At 70.5% G+C, this 19,778-nt stretch carries 19 protein-coding genes; 7 read left to right on the top strand and 12 right to left on the bottom strand.

Features of this window, described 5'->3' with window-relative positions; translation table 11 throughout:
- Window positions 1-170: 170 nt before the first annotated feature.
- Genes AAG895_RS04950 through AAG895_RS04940 form a run of 3 tightly spaced genes read right to left on the bottom strand, consistent with a single transcriptional unit; the run spans window position 171 to window position 3,401 of the window.
- Complete coding sequence (locus AAG895_RS04950; protein ID WP_345794427.1) at window positions 171-1,592, bottom strand: sigma-54 dependent transcriptional regulator; 1,422 nt, start codon at window positions 1,590-1,592, stop codon at window positions 171-173.
- Window positions 1,589-3,193: an ATP-binding protein gene (locus tag AAG895_RS04945; RefSeq protein ID WP_345794426.1), complete on the bottom strand. Its 1,605-nt coding sequence runs from the start codon at window positions 3,191-3,193 to the stop codon at window positions 1,589-1,591. Before AAG895_RS04945 ends, AAG895_RS04950 begins: the two co-directional genes overlap by 4 nt.
- Window positions 3,162-3,401, bottom strand: a complete 240-nt coding sequence (locus AAG895_RS04940; RefSeq protein WP_345794425.1) for a PP0621 family protein — start codon at window positions 3,399-3,401, stop codon at window positions 3,162-3,164. The genes AAG895_RS04945 and AAG895_RS04940 overlap by 32 nt, the downstream gene beginning before the upstream one ends.
- Before the next feature lie 182 nt (window positions 3,402-3,583).
- Between AAG895_RS04940 and AAG895_RS04935 the strand changes: the two genes are divergently transcribed.
- From AAG895_RS04935 to AAG895_RS04920, 4 genes are all read left to right on the top strand, one after another.
- Window positions 3,584-4,741, top strand: a complete 1,158-nt coding sequence (locus AAG895_RS04935) for a pyridoxal phosphate-dependent aminotransferase (RefSeq protein ID WP_345794424.1) — start codon at window positions 3,584-3,586, stop codon at window positions 4,739-4,741.
- Between the two features lie 175 nt (window positions 4,742-4,916).
- On the top strand, window positions 4,917-5,987 hold the full coding sequence (gene mtnA / locus AAG895_RS04930) for an S-methyl-5-thioribose-1-phosphate isomerase (protein WP_345794423.1): 1,071 nt from the start codon (window positions 4,917-4,919) through the stop codon (window positions 5,985-5,987).
- A complete protein-coding gene (locus tag AAG895_RS04925; RefSeq protein ID WP_345794422.1) occupies window positions 5,984-6,763 on the top strand; it encodes a class II aldolase/adducin family protein in 780 nt (259 codons plus the stop codon). The genes mtnA and AAG895_RS04925 overlap by 4 nt, the downstream gene beginning before the upstream one ends.
- Window positions 6,764-7,134: 371 nt before the next feature.
- Window positions 7,135-7,554 (top strand): transposase, encoded by a 420-nt coding sequence (locus tag AAG895_RS04920; protein WP_345794421.1) that lies wholly within the window; start codon window positions 7,135-7,137, stop codon window positions 7,552-7,554.
- 236 nt (window positions 7,555-7,790) lie between these two features.
- Here the strand turns inward: AAG895_RS04920 and AAG895_RS04915 are convergent, their stop codons facing one another.
- Together AAG895_RS04915 and AAG895_RS04910 are read right to left on the bottom strand one after the other, a co-directional pair.
- Entirely contained in the window at window positions 7,791-8,651 is an 861-nt protein-coding gene (locus AAG895_RS04915) for an NAD(P)-dependent oxidoreductase (RefSeq protein ID WP_345794420.1), read from the bottom strand.
- Window positions 8,652-8,671: 20 nt separating this feature from the next.
- Window positions 8,672-9,553, bottom strand: coding sequence for an NAD(P)-dependent oxidoreductase (locus tag AAG895_RS04910; RefSeq protein ID WP_345794419.1), 882 nt, complete (start codon window positions 9,551-9,553; stop codon window positions 8,672-8,674).
- A 186-nt stretch (window positions 9,554-9,739) separates the two neighbouring features.
- On the opposite strand from AAG895_RS04910, the gene ybiB reads away from it, so the two are divergent.
- Window positions 9,740-10,654: a DNA-binding protein YbiB gene (gene ybiB / locus AAG895_RS04905; protein WP_345794418.1), complete on the top strand. Its 915-nt coding sequence runs from the start codon at window positions 9,740-9,742 to the stop codon at window positions 10,652-10,654.
- 30 nt (window positions 10,655-10,684) lie between these two features.
- On the opposite strand, the gene AAG895_RS04900 is transcribed toward ybiB, so the two are convergent.
- Window positions 10,685-11,569: a pirin family protein gene (locus AAG895_RS04900; protein WP_345794417.1), complete on the bottom strand. Its 885-nt coding sequence runs from the start codon at window positions 11,567-11,569 to the stop codon at window positions 10,685-10,687.
- Between the two features lie 75 nt (window positions 11,570-11,644).
- Complete coding sequence (locus AAG895_RS04895) at window positions 11,645-12,244, bottom strand: NAD(P)H-dependent oxidoreductase (protein WP_345794416.1); 600 nt, start codon at window positions 12,242-12,244, stop codon at window positions 11,645-11,647.
- Between the two features lie 97 nt (window positions 12,245-12,341).
- On the opposite strand from AAG895_RS04895, the gene AAG895_RS04890 reads away from it, so the two are divergent.
- Together AAG895_RS04890 and AAG895_RS04885 are read left to right on the top strand one after the other, a co-directional pair.
- Window positions 12,342-13,238 (top strand): LysR substrate-binding domain-containing protein, encoded by an 897-nt coding sequence (locus AAG895_RS04890; RefSeq protein ID WP_345794415.1) that lies wholly within the window; start codon window positions 12,342-12,344, stop codon window positions 13,236-13,238.
- 149 nt (window positions 13,239-13,387) lie between these two features.
- Window positions 13,388-13,894, top strand: coding sequence for a disulfide bond formation protein B (locus AAG895_RS04885; RefSeq protein ID WP_345794414.1), 507 nt, complete (start codon window positions 13,388-13,390; stop codon window positions 13,892-13,894).
- Between the two features lie 7 nt (window positions 13,895-13,901).
- Here the strand turns inward: AAG895_RS04885 and AAG895_RS04880 are convergent, their stop codons facing one another.
- From AAG895_RS04880 to AAG895_RS04860, 5 genes are all read right to left on the bottom strand, one after another.
- Window positions 13,902-14,123: a DUF2892 domain-containing protein gene (locus AAG895_RS04880; protein ID WP_281050870.1), complete on the bottom strand. Its 222-nt coding sequence runs from the start codon at window positions 14,121-14,123 to the stop codon at window positions 13,902-13,904.
- Window positions 14,120-17,395, bottom strand: a complete 3,276-nt coding sequence (locus tag AAG895_RS04875; protein WP_345794413.1) for an efflux RND transporter permease subunit — start codon at window positions 17,393-17,395, stop codon at window positions 14,120-14,122. Before AAG895_RS04875 ends, AAG895_RS04880 begins: the two co-directional genes overlap by 4 nt.
- A 14-nt stretch (window positions 17,396-17,409) precedes the next feature.
- Entirely contained in the window at window positions 17,410-18,492 is a 1,083-nt protein-coding gene (locus AAG895_RS04870) for an efflux RND transporter periplasmic adaptor subunit (protein WP_345794412.1), read from the bottom strand.
- A 74-nt stretch (window positions 18,493-18,566) separates the two neighbouring features.
- Window positions 18,567-18,953: a CbiX/SirB N-terminal domain-containing protein gene (locus AAG895_RS04865; protein WP_345794411.1), complete on the bottom strand. Its 387-nt coding sequence runs from the start codon at window positions 18,951-18,953 to the stop codon at window positions 18,567-18,569.
- Complete coding sequence (locus AAG895_RS04860; RefSeq protein ID WP_345794410.1) at window positions 18,953-19,771, bottom strand: tRNA threonylcarbamoyladenosine dehydratase; 819 nt, start codon at window positions 19,769-19,771, stop codon at window positions 18,953-18,955. The genes AAG895_RS04865 and AAG895_RS04860 overlap by 1 nt, the downstream gene beginning before the upstream one ends.
- Window positions 19,772-19,778 lie beyond the last annotated feature (7 nt).

Here is a 19,778-nt window from a genome sequence, read left to right as displayed (position 1 = left end):
CCCGTGGGAGCGGCCTTGGCCGCGAATGCAGCCTCGTTCGCGGGCAAGCCCGCTCCCACAACACCGCGCCCGCTCCCACAACACCGCGCCCGCTCCCACAACACCGCGCCCGCTCCCTCAGCACCGCGCCCGCGCCCACAGCACCGCTCGGCAATGTCGATGCCGCAGCCCTACTCCATTCCCCATTTCTGCAGCCGGTAGCGCAGCTGGCGCAGGGTCATGCCGAGATTGCGCGCGGCGGCGGAGCGGTTCCAGCGCGTCTGCTCGAGGGCGCGGATGATGCGCAGGCGCTCGGCGTCGTCGCCCGAATCGCCGCCCGCCACGGACTCGCTCCCGCTTTCGTGCGCGGCGGCGTCGTCGCCAACGGACATGCCCGGCGCGATGTCGGTGAGCCAGCCCGAGGCGGTCTGCTCGGGGTAGAGCTCGATGTCGGCGGCGCCGATCGCCTCACCCTCGCACAGCGCGCAGGCGCGCTCGAGCAGGTTCTCGAGCTCGCGCACGTTGCCCGGGAAGGCATATCGCTGCAGCGCCTGCAGGGCGTCGGGGGAGAGCCTGCGCGGCAGCCCACCCTCGCGCGCGGCGAGCCGCCCGAGGATGTGGGCAGCAAGCTCGGCGATGTCCTCGCGGCGCTCGCGCAGGGGGGGCACGCGCAAGGTGATGACGTTGATGCGGAAGAACAGATCCTGGCGGAAGCGCCCCTCCGCGACCAGCCGCCCGAGATCCTGGTGCGAGGCCGACAGGATGCGGACATCGACCGCCTCTTCCGCGTGTGCGCCGACCGGACGCACCGCGCGCTCCTGGATCGCGCGCAGCAGCTTGACCTGCATCGCGAGAGGCAGCTCGCCGATCTCGTCGAGAAAGAGCGTGCCGCCGTTGGCGGCCTGGAACAGCCCCTCCTTGTCGGTCGCCGCGCCCGTGAAGCTGCCCTTGCGGTGGCCGAAGAACTCGCTCTCCATGAGCTCGGGCGAGATCGCCCCGCAGTTGACCGGCACGAAGGGTCCGGAGGCACGCGCCCCCAGGCTGTGGATGGTGCGCGCGATGACTTCCTTGCCGGTGCCCGACTCGCCATGGATGAACACCGGCGCCTGGTTGCGCGCGAGCTTCTCGGCCTGCGCGCGCAGCTGCTCGAAGGCCGGCGAGTGCCCGATGAGCGCGCGCGCGCCCGCCGCCGCATTCGCCGCTTCGCTGCCGGCCTGGTCCCTGAGCTTGAGCGCATGCTGCACGAGCTCGCGCAGCGCCTTGAGCTCGACCGGCTTGGTGACGAAATCGAAGGCGCCGAGCTTGAGCGCGCGGATCGCCGTCTCGATGCTGCCGAAGGCGGTGATCACCGCCACCGGCAAGCCGGGCTGGCAGCTCTGGATGTGCTCGACCAGCTCGAGGCCGTCGCCGTCGGGCAGGCGCATGTCGGTGAGGCACAGCCGGTAGCGCCGCTGCGCGAGCAAGTCCCGCGCCGCCTGCAGCGATCCGGCGCTGTCGCAGGCCAGGCCCATGCGCATCAGCGAGAGCTCGAGCAGTTCGCGGATGTCGTCCTCGTCATCGACGACGAGGACATCGATCGACTGGGGGCGGTTGCGGCGTTCGGTATGTGTCATGGCTGTGTGCGCGCGCTGAGCACCAGGTGGGCGCCGGCGCCGGCGCTGGCGAGCTCGAGATCGGCGTCGTTGGCTTCGGCGAGCTCGCGCGCGATGTAGAGGCCCAGGCCGGTGCCCTTGGGATGGGTGGTGAAGAAGGGTTCGAAGAGATGCGCGCGGGTGGCCTCGTCGAAGCCGGGCCCGTCGTCCCGCACATGGAGCGCGAGACGCTCGCCGGGCAGTGCCTCGGCCCACACGCGGATCGCGCCAGGCTCGCCGGAGCAGTAGCGGCAGGCATTGGCGAGCAGGTTGTCGAGGATCTGGTGCAGATGGGCACGATCGATCGCGAGCGTGGCGGCCGGGTCGATGTCGACCGCATACAGCGGCGCCTCTTCGGGGGCACGGAACAGACGCGCGTCGATCACCTCGCGGACGAATCCGGCCAGCGGCAGAGCCTCGGGCATCGCCTGCTCGCGGCGACCGAGGGCGAGCACGTCGCGGATCATGCGTTCGATGCGCTGAGCGTTGTCATTGATGATGCGCACCAGGCGCCCCTGCATGTCGGCGCGCTTCTCCTCGCGCAGCAGCTCCGCGGCCTGGGTGACGGCCGACAGCGGATTGCGGATCTCGTGCGCCATGCTGGCGGTGAGGCGGCCGAGCGCGGCGAGCTTGATCTGCTGCAGCTGGCGCTGGATGTCGTCGAAATCGGTGAGATAGAGCAGCGTGTCGCCGGCCGCCGCGCTGCCCGCCTCGCCGGCCACCGCCCGGCAGCGCAGCAGGCGTCCTCCCGGCCCCACGCGCAGCAGCCGCCCCTCGGGGGCCACGCCTGGCTGCAGGACGTGCTCGAAGGCCGCGTCGAGGTCACGCAGTGCCAGGCCCTCCAGCCCCTCGGCGTTGGAATCCGTCATGCCGAGCAGCGCCACCGCCTGACGGTTCGCGTGCAGGATGCGGCCACGCGCATCGACCACGATCACCCCGTCGCGCATGTCGCGGATGATGTGTTCGTTCACCGCCTGTTGCTTGGCGAGCGCCGCGCCGCGTTCGGCGGCGAGCGAAGCGTTGGTGCTGGCGCGCAGCGCGAGCAGGCGGGCGACGAGGGCGATGCCGAAGAAGCCGGCGCAGAAGATGCCCACCTGCAGGAAATCGACCGACTGCCCGCCCGCGGCATAGCGCCAGGTGTTCTCGATGAGGACGGCCAGGGTGGCGAGCGCCGCCGTGAACATCACCATGCGCCCTTCCGCGATCAGGCCGGCGCCGGCGAGCATGACCATGATCAGCGCCGGGATGCCGCTGCGGTAGCCACCGCTGACCCACATGATCAGCGACAGCGCGAGCACATCGACGACCACCTGCATGGCCACCGTGCGCTCGAAGCCGAAACGCCGCGCAGCATCCGGAAAACCCAGTGCGAGCACGGCCCCCAGGTAACCGAAGGCAATGACGTGGTACAGGCGCGGCGCCTCGCTGCCGAGGCCGAGTTCGTGGCCGGCGACAAGGAAGAGCCCGGCGAGTACGAGCCGGAAGAAGTTCAGGTAGCGCAGCGATGCCCGGCGCGCGCGGTCACCCTCGGGCGACGGCAGGATGCGCGCCTCAGTCGGCGCGGCCGGCACGGCGATGCGCATCGCAGCAGTAGAAATCGTCGCCCGCCCGCACGCCTTCGGATTCGGGCACGATCACCCCGCAATGACGGCACTCGAGCATGCGCTCGGCGGCGACCGGCTTGCCGGCCTCCTTGCGCCGCAGGGCGTTCTGCGCCTTGAAGCGGCGCACGGCGCCGCGCGCCCACCAGATACCGACCAGAACCAGGATGACGATGAGCAAATTGCGCACGGTGAGGGCCGCACAGCGGAACGCCGGCGGATCGATGTCCAGAACGCGCGGATTCTAGCATGGGGCCGCGCAGCGCCCGTGGGAGCGGGCGGCGGCCCGGCCAGAACGGATGCCCTTGACGCGCGGGGTTTGCGACAATGTGGCGCACGTCCATTTTTCCGACCTGCCTCCGGACCGCCCCCATGCCGAGCTTCCCCGCCCCCATCGAGTCCCGCCTGCCGAACGTGGGCACCACCATCTTCACCGTGATGTCGCGCCTGGCGCAGGAATGCGGCGCGATCAACCTGTCGCAGGGCTTTCCCGATTTCAACGCCGAGGACCTGCTGTTCGAGCGCGTCGCCCACTGGATGCGCGCCGGCCACAACCAGTACGCACCGATGGCCGGTTGCCTGCCGCTGCGCGCGGCGATCGCGACCAAGGTCGAGGCGCTGTACGGCACGCGCTACGACCTCGAGCACGAGATCACGGTCACCGCCGGCGCCACCCAGGCGCTGTTCACCGCGGTGACCGCCTGCGTGCGCCCGGGCGACGAGGTGATCGTGTTCGAGCCGGTGTATGACTCCTACGTGCCGGCGATCGAACTGGCCGGCGGCAAGGTGGTGCGCATGCGCCTGGCCGCGCCCGACTACCGGCCGGACTGGGATGCGGTGGCGGCGGCGATCACGCCGCGCACGCGCATGATCATGATCAACACCCCGCACAACCCCACCGCCACGGTGTGGACGCGGGACGACCTCGACCGCCTGGCCGCGCTCACCCGCGGCACCGGCATCGTGGTGGTGGCGGACGAGGTCTATGAGCACATCGTCTTCGAAGGCGCCGGCCACGCGAGCTGCGCCGCGCACCCCGAGCTCGCCGCGCGCAGCTTCGTGGTGTCGAGCTTCGGCAAGACCTACCACATCACCGGCTGGAAGGTCGGCTACATCCTGGCGCCGCGCGCGCTGATGGCGGAGTTCCGCAAGGTGCATCAGTTCAACGTGTTCACGGTGAACACCCCGGTGCAGCTCGCGCTCGCCGACTACATGGCCGACGCGTCGCGGCACGAAGGGCTGGCCGCCTTCTACCAGGGCAAGCGCGACTTCTTCCGCGACGCGCTCGCCGGCTCGCGCTTCGAGTTGCTGCCCTCGCACGGCACCTACTTCCAGCTCGCGCGCTATGGTGCGATCTCGGATCTGGGCGATGTCGCCTTCTGCGAACAGCTCACCCGCGAGGTCGGCGTGGCGGCAATCCCTGTGTCGGCCTTCTTCGCCGACGGCCGCGACGAACGCGTGATCCGTTTCTGCTTCGCCAAGAACGAAGCCACACTGGCCACCGCCTCCGAGCGGCTGCGCAAGGTTTGAGCGCATGAAGTTCGCGGGCCAGCCCGCTCCCACAGCGCACCGCGCCGGAGGTGTCCGCGGGAGCGGGCTGGCCCGCGAACGCCCCCCGCATGGCGCGCCACCCCACGCGACTGCGGGCGCAGGCTGGCCCGCGAATACAGCGCCTGAACGACCCTGACCCTTTCGAGACGAACCGATGTTCACGCAACCGCTCCCCACCCTTGAACGCGACGGCGACGCTGTCCGAATCCTCGACCAGACCGTGCTCCCCTACCGCACCGAGACGGTCGTGCTGCACACCCTGGCCGACGCCGCCCACGCCATCCGCAGCATGCAGGTGCGCGGCGCACCGCTGATCGGCGCCACCGCGGCCTTCAGCGTCGCGCTGGCGCTGCGCCACGAAGGTGGCGAGGACGAGGCGCTCGCGCGCGCGCTGAAGGTGCTCGGCGCCACCCGCCCGACCGCGGTGAACCTGCACTGGGCGCTCGCGCGCATGGACGCCGCCTTGCACCCGCTGCCGCGCGCGGCGCGGCTCGAGGCCGCCTGGGCCGAGGCCGAGGCCATCCGTGCCGACGACGCGGCGACCTGCGACGCCATCGGCCGCCACGGCCTCACCCTGATCCGCGAGCTTGCCGCGCGCCGCCCCGGCCCGGTACGGCTGATGACCCACTGCAACGCCGGCTGGCTCGCCACCTGCGGCGCCGGCACCGCGCTGGCGCCGATCTACGCCGCGCAGGCCGAGGGCATCACGGTCGAGGTCTTCGTCAGCGAGACCCGGCCGCGCAACCAGGGCCTGCTCACCGCGTGGGAACTGCGTGCGGCGGGCGTGCCGCACGTGCTGGTCGCCGACAACGCTGCCGGCCTGCTGCTGATGCGCGGCGAGGTGGACATGGTGATCACCGGCGCCGACCGCATCGCCGCCAACGGCGACACCGCCAACAAGGTCGGCACGTATCTGAAGGCGCTCGCCGCGCAGGCCGCCGGCGTGCCCTTCTACATCGCCGCCCCGCGCTCGACGCTGGACTTCGCCTGCCCCGACGGCGCCGCCATCCCGATCGAGGACCGCGGCGCCGCCGAGGTCTGCCACGTCCGCGGCACCACCACGGCGGGCGACATCGCCGAACTCGCCCTCGCCCCCGCCGACACCCGCGCCGCCAACCCAGCCTTCGACGTCACGCCGGCGGCGCTGATCCGGGGCATCATCACCGAGCGCGGCATCGCCGCCCCCGGCGCACTGGCGCGGCTTTATCCGGAGCACGAACGATGAGCGACACCCCCGGAGTCTGCATCCACGAGGAGGCCGGCTGGCAGCCCGGCGACCCGCTGCGCACCGAGCTGCTCAAGACGCTGCGGGCGATGTCCGACGCAGGCCTCAATGTCGGCACCGCGGGCAATGCCAGCGTGCGACTCGGCGCCGGCCCCGCCGACGTCGCGGCTGCCGCGGCCCGCCCGGGCTCTGCCGACGCGGCGTCCTGCGCGCCGGGCATGCTGATCACCCCGAGCGGCCTGTCCGCCGAACGCTGCCAACCGCAGGACATGGTGGAGGTCGACGCGAATGGCGGCTACTCCGGTGCGCTCGCGCCCTCGTCCGAGTGGAAGCTTCACCACGACATCTACGCCGCCTGTCCGGCCGCCGGCGCCATACTGCACGCACATTCGCCCTTCGCGACCGCGCTCGCCTGCCAGCGCCTCGAAATCCCGCCCTTCCACTACATGATCGCGCGCTTCGGCGGCAGCACGGTGCGCTGCGCGCGCTACGCCACCTTCGGCACCCAGGCCCTGTCCGACGCCGCGGTGGCCGCGCTCGACGGCCGCAGCGCCTGCCTGCTCGCCAACCACGGCATGGTGGTGTACGGCCGCGACCTCGCCCACGCGCTCGCGCTGGCGATCGAGTTCGAAACCCTGTGCGAGCAATATTGGCGCACGCTGCAGCTCGGTGCCCCGGTGCCGCTGTCGAACGAGGAGATGGCAGAGGTGATCGAGCGTTTCAGGTGGTATGGCAAGCCGCGGGGCGAAGGTTCGAATCGGATCCAAGGTTGCTGAATGGCGCCCGGAAGGGACCGGGACATGCTTCCGTGAGCATATGGCGCCAGCTTCGTGGGAGCGGCGGCGGCTTCGTGGGAGCGGGCTTGCCCGCGAATGCAGCGCTCGGTCCTCGCAATTCGCGGGCAAGCCCGCTCCCACAGCTCGCCTGGCCGCCGAGGATGCGGCCAGGCGAGCTCAACGTTCAGCCTGAAACCAAGAGCCTGACTCGGCCGCGAACCGCCCCGTTGCCCGCTAGCCCTTTTGCCCGCTCGCCCCGCGGGCAATTCTCCAGCTTGCCTGGGACATCCCTTTTTGCATACCCTTTCGATCTCCATCTACAGACCGAAAGCATGCGCCGCCATAACTCGTCCGCCCTGCGCCGCGGTCGTGTGGCCGAGATCGGCCGCGCATACCTGATCACGACGACCTGCGCTGACCGGCGTGCCCTTTTCGACGACCTCGTCCATGCCCGCACCCTGATCCGGACGCTGCGTGCGGCAGACCAGGCCCACGCCGTCAGGACGCTCGCCTACGTTGCGATGCCTGATCATGTGCATTGGCTGTTTGTGCTGCTCGACGGTGATCTCGCATCGACCGTGCGCACCATGAAGTCCCGCAGCGCCATCGCACTCAACAGGCTCGACGCCGCGCCGGGACGCAAGGTCTGGCAGGCAGGCTTTCACGACCATGCAGTGAGGGCAGAAGAAGATCTGGTGGGAATCGCCCGTTATGTAGTGGCGAATCCGGTGCGCGCAGGGCTGGTCAGCTCGGTCAGGGCCTACCCGCATTGGGATGCGGTGTGGATCTGAATGGGGCGCGAGCAGGACCGAGCGCTGCATTCGCGGGCGAGCCCGCTCCCACGGAAGAGGCGGTCGCCGCGTCTCGTGGGGGCGGACCTACCCGCATTGGGATGCGGTGTGGGTCTGAGCGGGGCGTGAGCAGGATCGAGCGCTAAATTCGCGGGCGAGCCCGCTCCCACGGACAGTTGCGCCCACACAAATGGCGGCCGCTGCGTCTTATGGGAGCGGGCTTGCCCGCGATCGCGTCACCGCTCGAGCACCCGCAGCAGGCTCGACGTGTCGTCGCGCCCCCAGCCCGCAGCCATCAGCGCATTGAGCTGCTGCCACACCTGCGCGGCCACCGGCAGCGGGGCGCCGAGCCTGGCGGCCTCGTCCATCAGGATGGCGAAGTCCTTGTGGTGCAGCCGGGCCTCGATGCCGGCGGCGAAGTCGCGCTCGACCATCTTCGCCCCGATCACCTCGAGCACCCTCGAGCCCGCCGAGCCGCCCATCAGGGCCTGGCGCACCGCGGCGACATCGACGCCGTGGGCGTTGGCCAGGCGAAGCGCCTCGGCGCAGGCCTGGATGACGGAGACCATGATCATCTGGTTGCAGGCCTTGGCGACCTGGCCGGCGCCGGGCGGGCCGATATGCACGACGCGCTTGCCGAGCACCGCGAACAGCGGCCTCACGCAGGCAAGCGTATCCGCCTCGGCGCCGGCCATGATCGCCAGCGTGGCGTCGCGCGCGCCCTGGCCGCCGCCGGAGACCGGCGCATCGACCCAGCCGACGCCGCGTTCGGCGTAGCGGGCGGCGAGCGCGCGCGCGGTCGCCGGGGCGATCGTGCTCATGTCAACATGGATGCTGCCGGACGCGAAGCCTTCAGCCAGGCCGTCCGGGCCGAAGGCGAGCGCCTCGACGTCGGCGCTGGCGGTGACGATGGTGATGACCACCTCGCTGCGCGCGGCGAGCTCGGCCGGCGTCGCGCACAGCGGCACCCCCTCGGCGACCAGCGCCGCGGCCGATTCCGGACGGCGCGCCCAGAGCGCCAGCTCGTGACCGGCAGCGCGCAGGTGGCGGGCCATCGGCTCGCCCATCACGCCCAGGCCGATGAATCCGATTCTCATGGTGCTCTCCCCTGACCCGCTCATTCGCCGGCGCCGCCACTCATGCGCTCGAGGAGCTTGAGCATCGCGACCGAATCGTCCTCGCCCAGACCGCTGCCCGCCATGGCGTTGAAGAGCTGCATGGTGGCCGCCGAAGTCGGCAGCGCCAGACCGAGGCGATGGGCCTCTTCCATGACGATGCGCATGTCCTTCTGGTGCATCCAGGCCTTGAAGCCGGGCTTGAAGTTGCGGTCCAGCATGCGCTGGCCGTGGTTCTCGAGGATGCGCGAATAGGCGAAGCCACCTAGCAGGGCCTCACGCACCCTGGCGGCGTCGACCCCGCTCTTCGCGGCGAGATTGAGCGCCTCGGCCACCGCCGCGACGCCCACGCCGGTCAGAATCTGATTGCAGGCCTTGGCGACCTGTCCGGCGCCGGCGTCGCCGATGCGGGTGATGGACTTGCCCATGGCGGCGAACAAGGGCTGCACGCACTCGAAGGCGGGAGCGTCGCCACCCACCATGATGGTGAGCGTGCCGGCGATGGCGCCCGACTCGCCGCCCGACACCGGCGCGTCGAGCGCGACGATGCCGCGCTCCGCCAGCCGCGCGGCGATCGATTGCGCCGCGGCGGGCGCGATCGTGCTCATGTCGATGTGGATGTGGCCGGCGCTGGCGCCATCGGCGACGCCGTTCGCGCCGAGCGTGACCTGCTCGACGTCGGGCGCATCGGCAACCATGCTGATCGTGACCGATGCGCGGTGCGCGAGCTCCGCCGCATTGGCGCAGTCGCCGGCGCCGGCAGCGAGCAGTGGCTGCATCGACGCGCGACGGCGGCTCCAGACGTGCACGCGGTGGCCGGCCTTGATGAGGTTCAGGGCCATGGGCCGGCCCATGAGGCCGAGTCCGATGAATCCGACGTCCATTGAGTGAAGTCCTCCAGGATAGGGAAGCTTGGGTGGGCGTTTGGCGTTCGCCGGCACGCCCCCATCGACGGCGAGGCGCGGCCTGGCATCCCCCAGTGGGAGCAGCCTTGACCGCGAGCGCAGCGCACGGAGCGCGTACCCAAAACGGGCTGGCCGCCGCAGGCCAAGCCCGCCATAATCGCCGCCATGAAATACGGCGCAATCATCAAGGAAATCGGGCGGGGCGCCAAGGGCGCGCGCGACCTCGACACGGCCGCCGCGGCGGCGCTCTTTGGCGACATCCTGGACGGCGTGGTGCCCGAGCTCGAACTCGGCGCGATCCTGATCGCCTTCCGCATCAAGAGCGAGGCGCTGCCCGAGCTGCTCGGCTTCAAGCAGGCGATGGATGTGCGCACGGCGCAGGTCGCCGTGCCCGAGGGGCCGCGCTGCGTGGTGCTGCCGACCTACAACGGCGCGCGCCGTCAGGCCAACCTGATGCCGCTGGTGGCGCTGCTGCTGGCGCACGAGGGGGTGCCGGTGCTGATCCAGGGTCGGCACGACTTCGAGACGCGGGTGAGCCCGTTCGAGCTGCTCGCCGCGCTCGACCTGCATCCGGCCGCCGATGCGGCCGAGGCCTCGGTGCAGCTCGCCGGGCGGCGCATCGCCTGCATCGGCGTGGACAAGCTGCTGCCCGGACTCGACCCCTTGCTCGCGCTGCGCGTGCGCATGGGCGTACGCGCGAGCGGCCACACCATGGCCAAGCTCATCGACCCCTGCCGCGGACGCAGCGTGCGCGTGGTGGCGGTCACCCACCCCGAGTACCTCGAGCGCATGGATGACTTCCTGCGCGCCGATGGCGGGCGGGCGATGCTGATGCGCGGCACCGAAGGCGAGATCTACGCCAACCCGCGACGCTGTCCGGAGATGAAGGTATATGTCGACGGCGCGGCGTCGGTTGGCGTCGCCGGCGAGGAAGGCGGCGCACCGCCGCTCGCGGGCCTGCCCGACGCCCCCTCGGTGGCGGACAACGCGGCACTGATCCGGTCGATGCTGGCCGGGGCGGTTCCGGTGCCCGAGCCAGTCCTCCGCCAGGTTGCCGCGCTGCGGGCGCTCGCGGCGTGAATTGGCGCCGGGCCGTATAGCCCGCTGCGATCAGGCTGCCAGGCGTCCGGCGCGGTAGTCGGCCACCGCCTGGTAGATCTCCTGCTCGGTGTTCATGACGAAGGGACCGTACTGCGCAATCGGCTCGCCCAGCGGGCGTCCGGCGATGAGGAGCGCACGGGTTTCCGCGGTCGCCTCGAGGCGCACGCCGTCGCTGTCGGCAGCGTTGGCGAGGATGGCCATGTTGCGCGCCGGCACGCCGCCCCCCTCCACCTTCAGCGCGCCACGATAGACGTACACGAAGGCGTTATGCCCTGCGGGCAAAGGCTGGGAGAAGACCGCCCCGGCGGGAAGGCGCAGGTCCAGATAGACCGGCGCGGTCGTCTCCCGCGTGACGGCGCCGCCGACGCCATGGCTCTCGCCGGCGATCACGATCGCCTCGACGCCTGCCTCGGTCACAAAGCGCGGCAGCTCGCCGGCAGCGAAGTCGCGATACCAGGGCGCGCTCATCTTGTCCTTCGCAGGCAGGTTGAGCCAGAGCTGGAAGCCTTCCATCAGGCCCTCCTCCTGCTGCGGGATCTCGGAGTGGATGACGCCGCGCCCGGCGGTCATCCACTGCACCCCGCCATTCTCGAGCAAGCCCTCGTGACCCGCACTGTCACGGTGGAGCATGCGGCCGGCGATCATGTAGGTCACGGTCTCGAAGCCGCGGTGGGGATGGTCGGGGAACCCGGCGATGTAATCGTCCGCCTTGTCGCTGCCGAAGGCGTCGAGCATCAGGAAGGGGTCGAGCCGGCGCTGCAGCGGCTGGGTGAGCACGCGCGTGAGCTTGACGCCGGCACCATCCGAGGTCGGGTGGCCGACGACGAGTCGCTCGACGGTGCGCGAACGGCTCACGCCTGCGGAAGGGATTCGGGACAGCCTGTCGATGCTCATGTGCGTGCTCCTCTCTTGGGGGGTTGGGGACGCGGGCGGGAATGGCCCGCCGCGTGGCAGCGCGCGCCGCGGGCCTCAGCCGAGCGCGGCCTCGATGTCGGCGGCGGCCTCGGCGAAGCCTTGGCGGGCAGCGTCCTCGCCCATGTTCAGGCCCTCGGCGTAGACGAAGCGCACGTCGGTCATGCCGAGGAATCCGAGCACCGTCTTCAGGAACGGCGTCTGGGTGTCGGCCGGCGTGTCGCGATAGCGACCGCCGCGGGCGAAGGCGACATAGACCGTCTTCCCCTTGAGCAGGCCCTCGGGACCATTCTCGGTATAGCGGAAGGTGACGCCGACGCGGGCAATGGCGTCGATCCAGTTCTTGAGCTGGGCGGAGATGCCGAAGTTGTACATCGGCACGCCGAGCACGATCGCGTCCGCGGCCTGCACTTCGGCGATCAGCGCGTCGCTCGCGGCCACACGCGCCGCCTGCTCGGGCGTGCGCTGCTCGGCGGGGGTGAACAGGGCGGCGAGCGCCGCTTCGTCGATCAGCGGCGCCGGATCGCGCGCGAGGTCGCGCAGCACCAGCGTGGCACCGGGCTTGGCAGCCCGGAGGCGGGCGACGATGTCGTCGGCGAGTCGGGTGGAGTTGGCACCTTCGGAGCGGGCGCTGCCGTTGATTTGCAGGATGTTCATGTTCGGGTCCTCTGGGGTTGGGGAAGCGTGTGAATTGAAGTCTATTCAATGCCGCCCATTGCATTAACCCGTTCATTTAGACATCATTGTTCCCCATATGGAACAAATAGACCCCAATGATCTGCTGATCTTCGTACGCGTCATCGACGATGGCAGCTTCACCGCAGCCGCCGAGCGTCTTGGATTGCCGAAATCCACCGTTTCGCGCCGTCTCTCCCAGCTGGAGGAACGGCTGGGCGAACGCCTGCTGCTGCGGACCACGCGCCGGCTCAAGATCACCGAGTTCGGCCAGGCCCTGCTCGAGCATGCGCGCCAGGTGGAGACCGAGGTCGAGGCGGTGGCCGCGCTCGCCGAGAGCCGGCAGGCGCGGCCGAGCGGGCGCCTGCGCGTGTCGATGCCGAACGACTTCGCCAACCTGCTGCTCATCGACATGCTGGCGGCGTTTTCGGCGCTGCATCCGGCAGTGACGCTGGATCTGGACCTGTCGCCGCGCCGGGTGGACCTGCTGGGCGAGAACTTCGACATCGCCATCCGCATGGGCGCGCTGCCCGACGACACCCTGCTCGCCGCGCGCCGGCTGGCGGAGTTTCCGTGGGGGCTGTACGCCTCGCCCGGCTACATCGCCGAGCACGGCGAACCCGATGCGCCGGAGGACCTTAATCGCCATCGTGCGCTGCGCCTGCTCGCGCGCACCGGAGAGCCGATCGGGTGGACGCTGCTGCGCGGCACGCAGCGCTGGGAAGGCGTGCCACCCGGCTCGATCAACGCGAACGCGCCCGAGGTGCTCATCCGCTTCGCGCAGGCGGGCGCCGGGATCGCCGCCGTGCCGGACTACTTCGCCGCACCACAGGTGCGCCGTGGCGAACTGCGTCGGGTGATGCCCGACTGGTGCCTGCCCTCGATCACGGCCTGGGCGGTATTTCCGGGGCGCCGGCTGATGCCGGCCAAGACGCGTGCCTTCCTCGACATGCTGCAGTCCGCGCTGGGCGGCTGAGCGCCAGCCTGCGGCCCGACACCTCCAGCACGCCGGGCGGGGCTGAAATCACGCGCGGCAGGAACGCCTCGCCCACACGGGAGGTCCGAGCGTGCGCACGCCCCCTGTGCCCGCCTACAATGGCGGCCATTTCCGGACAACGAATCACGATGACCCTGCCCAGCCGCATCCTGCACCTGCCCGCCCGGGTGCTTTACCTTGCCCTCTTCCTCGTCGCCACCGGCCTGCTCGGCTTCGGCCTCTATCTCCAGCACGTCGTCGGCCTCGAGCCCTGCCCGATGTGCATCATGCAGCGCTACGCCTTCGCGACGGCCGCGCTGATCGCGCTGATCGGGGCGATCCACGCCCCCGCACGCACCGGCGAGCGCGTCTATGCCGGCCTGATCGGCGCTGCCGCACTGACCGGCGGCGCGATCGCCGCACGCCAGAGCTGGATGCAGATCGATCCGCCGCTGATCCCGGAATGCGGCCCGGGCCTGGAGTTCATGCTCGAGAGCTTCCCGCTCGCCCAGGCGTTGCCGATGATCTTCCGCGGCGCCGGCGACTGCACGGTGGTCGACTGGACCTTCCTCGGCCTGTCGATCGCCAACTGGTCGCTGGTGAGCTTCACCGCGACCGTGCTCTTCGCCGGCTGGATGTTGCTTCGCGGCCGCTGAAGCGGGCTCAGTTGCAGCTCGCCGGGCCGTCCTTGACGCCGAGCTTGTGCAGGATGTTCACCAGCGGGCAGAGACCGGTGAAGGCGCTCTGGAACAGGTTGAGGCCGACGAAGCCGGTCACCCACAGGAAGTGCTTGCTGACGAAGAGCGGCGAGGCCTCGACGCCGAGCGCGAGCGAGATCAGGACGAAGGCGCCGGCAAAGGCGCGCACGTAGTCGTTGGTGGTCATGCTGCTTCCTCCTCGGGGTTCTGCAGACGAGCGATGCGGCCGCGCATGGCCGCGTAGTAAAGCACCGGGATCACCACCAGGGTGAGCACGGTGGACACGAAGATGCCGAAGATCAGGCTGATCGCCAGGCCGTTGAAGATCGGGTCGTCGAGGATGAAGACCGCGCCGATCATCGCCGCCAGCGCGGTGAGCCCGATCGGCTTGGCGCGCACCGCGGCGGCGCGGATCAGCGCCTCGCCGAACGCCATTCCGCCGGCGACCTGCTGATTGACGAAGTCCACCAGCAGGATCGAGTTGCGCACGATGATGCCGGCGAGCGCGATCATGCCGATCATCGAGGTGGCGGTGAATTGCGCACCGAGCAGCGCGTGGCCGGGCATCACGCCGACGATGGTGAGCGGGATCGGCGCCATGATGATGAGCGGCACCAGGTAGCTGCGGAATTGCGCCACCACCAGCAGGTAGATCAGGATCAGCCCGACCGCGTAGGCGGCGCCCATGTCGCGGAAGGTCTCGTAGGTGATCTGCCACTCGCCATCCCACTTCAACTGGTAGCCGGCGTAGGGGTCGTCGGGCTGGTGGATGAACCATTCGCCGAGCGTGCCGGCCAGCCCGGGCGCGCCCTCCAGGGCCATGCCATTGACCTTCGAGCGGATGTCGAACATGCCGTAGAGCGGCGAGTCGAGCTTGCCGCCCATGTCGCCGGTGACATACACCACCGGCAGCAGGTCCTTGCGGTAGAGGATCTGCTCGCGGCGCGTCTCCGCGACCTGCACGACCTCGGAGATCTTCACCAGCTGGCCGGCGCTGTCGCCCATGCGCGCGCGCACCTGCATCGCGAGCAGGTCGGCGAGGTCGGACTGGCGCACCGCGGGCAGCTGAATGCGCACCGGGACCTCGTACTTGTTGTCGCCGCCATGCACCGGGGTGACGTTCTCGCCCGAGAGCCCCAGCCGCACGACCTCGACGATGTCCGCCTGCGCCACGCCCATGCGCGCGGCCTTGGCCTGGTCGACGCGCAGCACCAGCTTGGGTGCATCCTCATCGACCGTGTCGTCGACGCCGACGATGTCCGGAGTGTCCTCGAAGGCGGCACGCACCTGCTTCGCCACCGCCACCTGGCCGTCGTAGTCGGGACCGTAGATCTCGGCGACGATCGGCGACAGCACCGGCGGGCCGGGCGGCACCTCGACGACCTTGGCGTTGCCGCCGTTGCGGCGGGCGATCTCGGTCACCGCGTCGCGCACCGACACCGCGATCTCGTGGCTCTGGCGGTCACGTGCGGTCTTGTCGACCAGATTGACCTGGATGTCGCCCTGCTCGGGGGCGCTGCGCAGGTAGTACTGGCGCACCAGGCCGTTGAAGTTGATCGGCGCGGCGGTGCCAGCGTAGGACTGCCAGTCGGTGACCTCGGGCACGGTCGCCAAGTGGGCGCCGATCTCGTTCAAGACACGGGCAGTGTCTTCCACCGGGGTGCCCACCGGCATGTCGAGCACGACCTGGAACTCGCTCTTGTTGTCGAAGGGCAGCATCTTCATGACCACGAGCTGCACCACCGGCAGCGCCACCGAGGCGCCGATCAGCGCGAACACCGCCAGCCACAGCATCAGCCGGTTGCGCGCGCCGCGACGGGCATCGAACATCGGCGTCATCACGCGGCGGAAGAGCCCATCGAGCCGCTTCGTCATCCGGTCCTCGCCGCCATGCGAGTAGGCGTCGACGTTCTTCAACATCTTCTGCGCCAGCCAGGGCGTGACCACGAAGGCCACCACCAGCGAGATGAACATGCCCATCGAGGCGTTGATCGGGATCGGGCTCATGTAGGGCCCCATCAGCCCGGTCACGAAGGCCATCGGCAGCAGCGCCGCGATCACCGTGAAGGTGGCGAGGATGGTGGGGCCGCCGACCTCGTCGACCGCCTTGGGGATCAGCTTCCACAGCGGGGAGTCGGGCTCGAGCGTGTGCCAGCGGTGGATGTTCTCGACGACCACGATGGCGTCATCGACCAGGATGCCGATCGAGAAGATGAGCGCGAACAGCGACACCCGGTTGAGCGTGAAGCCCCAGGCCCAGGATGCGAACAGCGTGGCGGCGAGCGTCAGCGACACCGCGATGCCGACGATGATCGCCTCGCGCCGGCCGAGCGCGAAGAACACCAGCGCCACCACCGCGGCGGTGGCGAAGGCGAGCTTGCCGATGAGCTGGTTGGCCTTTTCGTTAGCGGTCTTGCCGTAGTCGCGGGTGACGGTGAGCGCCACGCCTTCGGGGATCAGGCTGCCACGCAGGTTGTCGATGCGCTGCATCGCGGCGTGGGCGACGTCGGCGGCATTGGCGCCGGGCTTTTTCGACAGCGCCAGCGTGACGGCGGGGAACAGGCCTTGCTGGCCGATGCCGCGCGCGCCCGCGGCGGCACCCGTGCCGAACCAGACGTACTGCGCGGGCTGGTCGGGGCCGTCGACCACCTCGGCGACGTCGCGCAGGAACACCGGCCGGCGCTCGGCAACGCCCACCACCAGGTTGCGCACGTCGTCGGCGGATTCGAGATAGGTGCCGGTCTGCACCAGCACTTCCCTGTTGCCCGCGACCAGGCTGCCCGCGGGCTGCGAGGCGTTGGCGAGCTGAAGCGCGCCGCGCAGGTCCTGCGCGGTGATGCCGTGCGCGTTCATGCGCTCGATGTCCATGTTCACCCGGATCACGTGACCGGGACCGCCGAGGGTGGCGACATCGCGGGTGCCGGGGATGCGCTTGAGCTCGGTCTCGATCGCGCGCGAGACCTGCTGCAGCGAGAAGGCGGCGCGCTCGGGGTCGGCGGTCCACAGCGTGAAGCTGACGATCGGCACGTCGTCGATGCCCTTGGGCTTGATCAGCGGCTGACCGACGCCGAGCTGCGGCGACAGCCAGTCAGCATGCGAATCCACCGTGTCGTAGAGCCGCACCAGCGCGGTCTGGTTGGGCACGCCGACCTCGAACTGCACGGTGATCACCGCCATGCCGGGGCGCGACACGGTGTAGACGTGTTCGACGCCGGCGATGCGCGACAGCACCTGCTCGGCCGGGCGCGCCACCAGGGACTCGACGTCGCGCGCCGAGGCGCCCGGAAAGGGCACCAGCACGTTGGCCATGGTGACGTCGATCTGGGGCTCCTCTTCCTTGGGCGTGATCAGCGTCGCGAAGATGCCGGCCAGCAGCAGCACGAGCGCGAGCAGCGGGGTGATCGCGTTGCGCTGGAAGCCGGCCGCGACGCGGCCGGAGATGCCGAGGCGCTTGTCCATGGTCGCCTCCCGGCTCAGCGCGCGGCCGCGCCGGCGCGGGCCTCGACCCCGGCCCGGACCGGATCGAGGGCGAGGGTCTCGTCACCCTTGAGGCCGGAGAGCACCTCCACCGCCTCGCCGCCGGGCAAGCTGCGGCCGAGCCGGATCTGACGCAGCGTGAAGCCGCCCCGGCCATCCGCTGCATAGACGGCGGTGAGCTCGCCGCGACGCAATACGGCGGCGACCGGAATCACCACCGGCCCGTCAGCCGGTGCCGATGCGGTGGCGCCATGGAAGCGCACACGCGCGAAACTGCCCGGCAGGACGTCCTCGACGCCGGCGGGCAGGTCCACGCGGACGCGCACGGTGTGCGTGCGCGCATCGGCTGCGGGCAGCACGCTGACCGCGCTCGCCTCGATGGTGCGACCGCTCGCGGGCAGCTCGACGCTGGCGCGCAGGGGCCCCGCGCCGAGCTCGGCGAGGCGCTGCGGGGCGAGGTCGGCGACGGCGCGCATCTGCGCGGGATCGTAGACGGTGATGAGGCTGCGGCCAGGCTGGGCCATCTCGCCGACTTCGATGTGCCGGGCGGCGACCAGCCCAGCAAGCGGCGAAACCACGGTGGCGTAGCTCTGCACGGTGGCGGCCTGCTCGCGCTGGGCACGGGCTGCGCGCAACTGGGCCTCGGCCGCTTCGAACTGTGTGCGCGCGCCGTCGAGCGCCGATTGGCTGAGGAACTTGCGCTCGATCAGGCTGCGCGCACGCTGGTATTCCGCGCGTGCATTGACGAGCGCCGTCTGCGCCTGGGCGATCCCGGCCTCGGCCGCCGCCACCGCCGCCGCGGCCTCCGCGGGATCGATGCGCACGAGGACCTGTCCGCTGCGGACGCGGTCGCCGGCGTCGGCGCCGAGCGCAAGCACGCGCCCGGGCATCTGTGCGGCCAGGGTGGATTGGCGAACGGCCTCGATCGTCGCCTCGGCGACCGCGGCGGGCGCCAGCGCGCGGGTCTCTATGCGCACAGTGGGCACCTCTGCGCGCACGGGAAGGCCGACGCCGAGCAGCGCAGCGGCGAGCGCGAGGGTGGACGAACGCGCGAGCGCGGGAAACACGATGGATTTCATGTCTATAAGTATACTCTTATGAACAAGACGATCAAGCCGCGCGCGCGCAATCGGGCTTCCGCCCGTGACGGCTGTCAGCGCAGGCAGCTGGCGGCGTAGTCGGCCATCGCCCCAACGACCGGCTCGGCCTCGCCCGCCGCGGTGGCGAGCGTGATCTCGCAGCCCGGATGGGCGCTGCGCGCCTCTTCGAGGAGGACGGGAAGGTCGCGCTTGAGGTGGCCGCCCTGGGCCAGGAAGATCGGCACCACTGCCACCCGGCGGGCCCCCGCGGCGGCGAGCCTGGCGATCGCCTCGGGCAGCGTCGGGCTCATGAACTCGAGAAAGGCGAGCTCCACGCGCGGCGCGTCGGCCCGCGCGAGCACGGCGTCACGGATGCGGCGCATTGGCCCCGCCCATTCGGGGTCGCGGGCACCGTGGCCGAAAAGGACGATGGCGGAATCGTGCGAGGGCACTGCGTTCATCAGGCAATCTCCGTGGGGGTGGCGTCTTGCGGACGCGGGGCCGGCATGCGCAGCAGGTGTTCGAGCGCGCGCGCGGCACACAGCAGACCCACGCTCGCCGTCACCGCCATGCTCGAACCATAGCCGGCGCAGGCCAGCCCTTGTGGCCCGGCGCGCGACGCATCTCCGGCGCAAGCCTGGACCGTCGGATAGCGCAGGGGTTCAGTGGAAAACACCGCCTCGATGCCGAATTTCTTCTTCGGGTCGCGGGTGAAGCCGTGCTCCTTGCGCAAGCGCGCGCGCACCTTGGCCAGCAGCGGGTCCTGCAGCGTGCGCGCGAGGTCATCGACAACGAGGCGCGCGGGATCGGTCTTGCCACCCGCGCCCCCGGCCATGACCAGCGGGATGCGGCGCGCACGACAGGTGGCGGCGATCGCGACCTTGGCACGCACGTTGTCGATCGCGTCGATGACGATGTCGAAGCCGCCCAGCAGCGCGGCCGCGTTCTCCGCGGTGAGGAAATCCTCCACCCGATCGACCACGCATGCGGGGTTGATGCCGAGTATGCGCGCGGCCATCGCCTCGACCTTGGCCATGCCGAGCGTGTCCTCGAGCGCATGCGCCTGGCGGTTGATGTTGGATTCGGCGACGTGATCGAGATCGATAAGGGTCAGCCGCCCCACCCCGCTGCGTGCAAGCGCCTCGACCGCCCACGAACCGACCCCGCCGATGCCGATCACGCAGGCGTGCGCGCCGGCCAGCGCGTCGATCGCGCCGTCGCCGTAGAGCCGGTCGATGCCGCCGAAGCGGCGCGCGCGATCGATCCCCGCCTGCAGCATCTGCGGA

The sequence above is a fragment of the Thauera sp. JM12B12 genome, from assembly GCF_039614725.1.
Classification (GTDB): domain Bacteria; phylum Pseudomonadota; class Gammaproteobacteria; order Burkholderiales; family Rhodocyclaceae; genus Thauera.
Note: the sequence above shows the minus strand (reverse complement) of the source record. Positions and strands in the feature narration are given on the sequence as shown.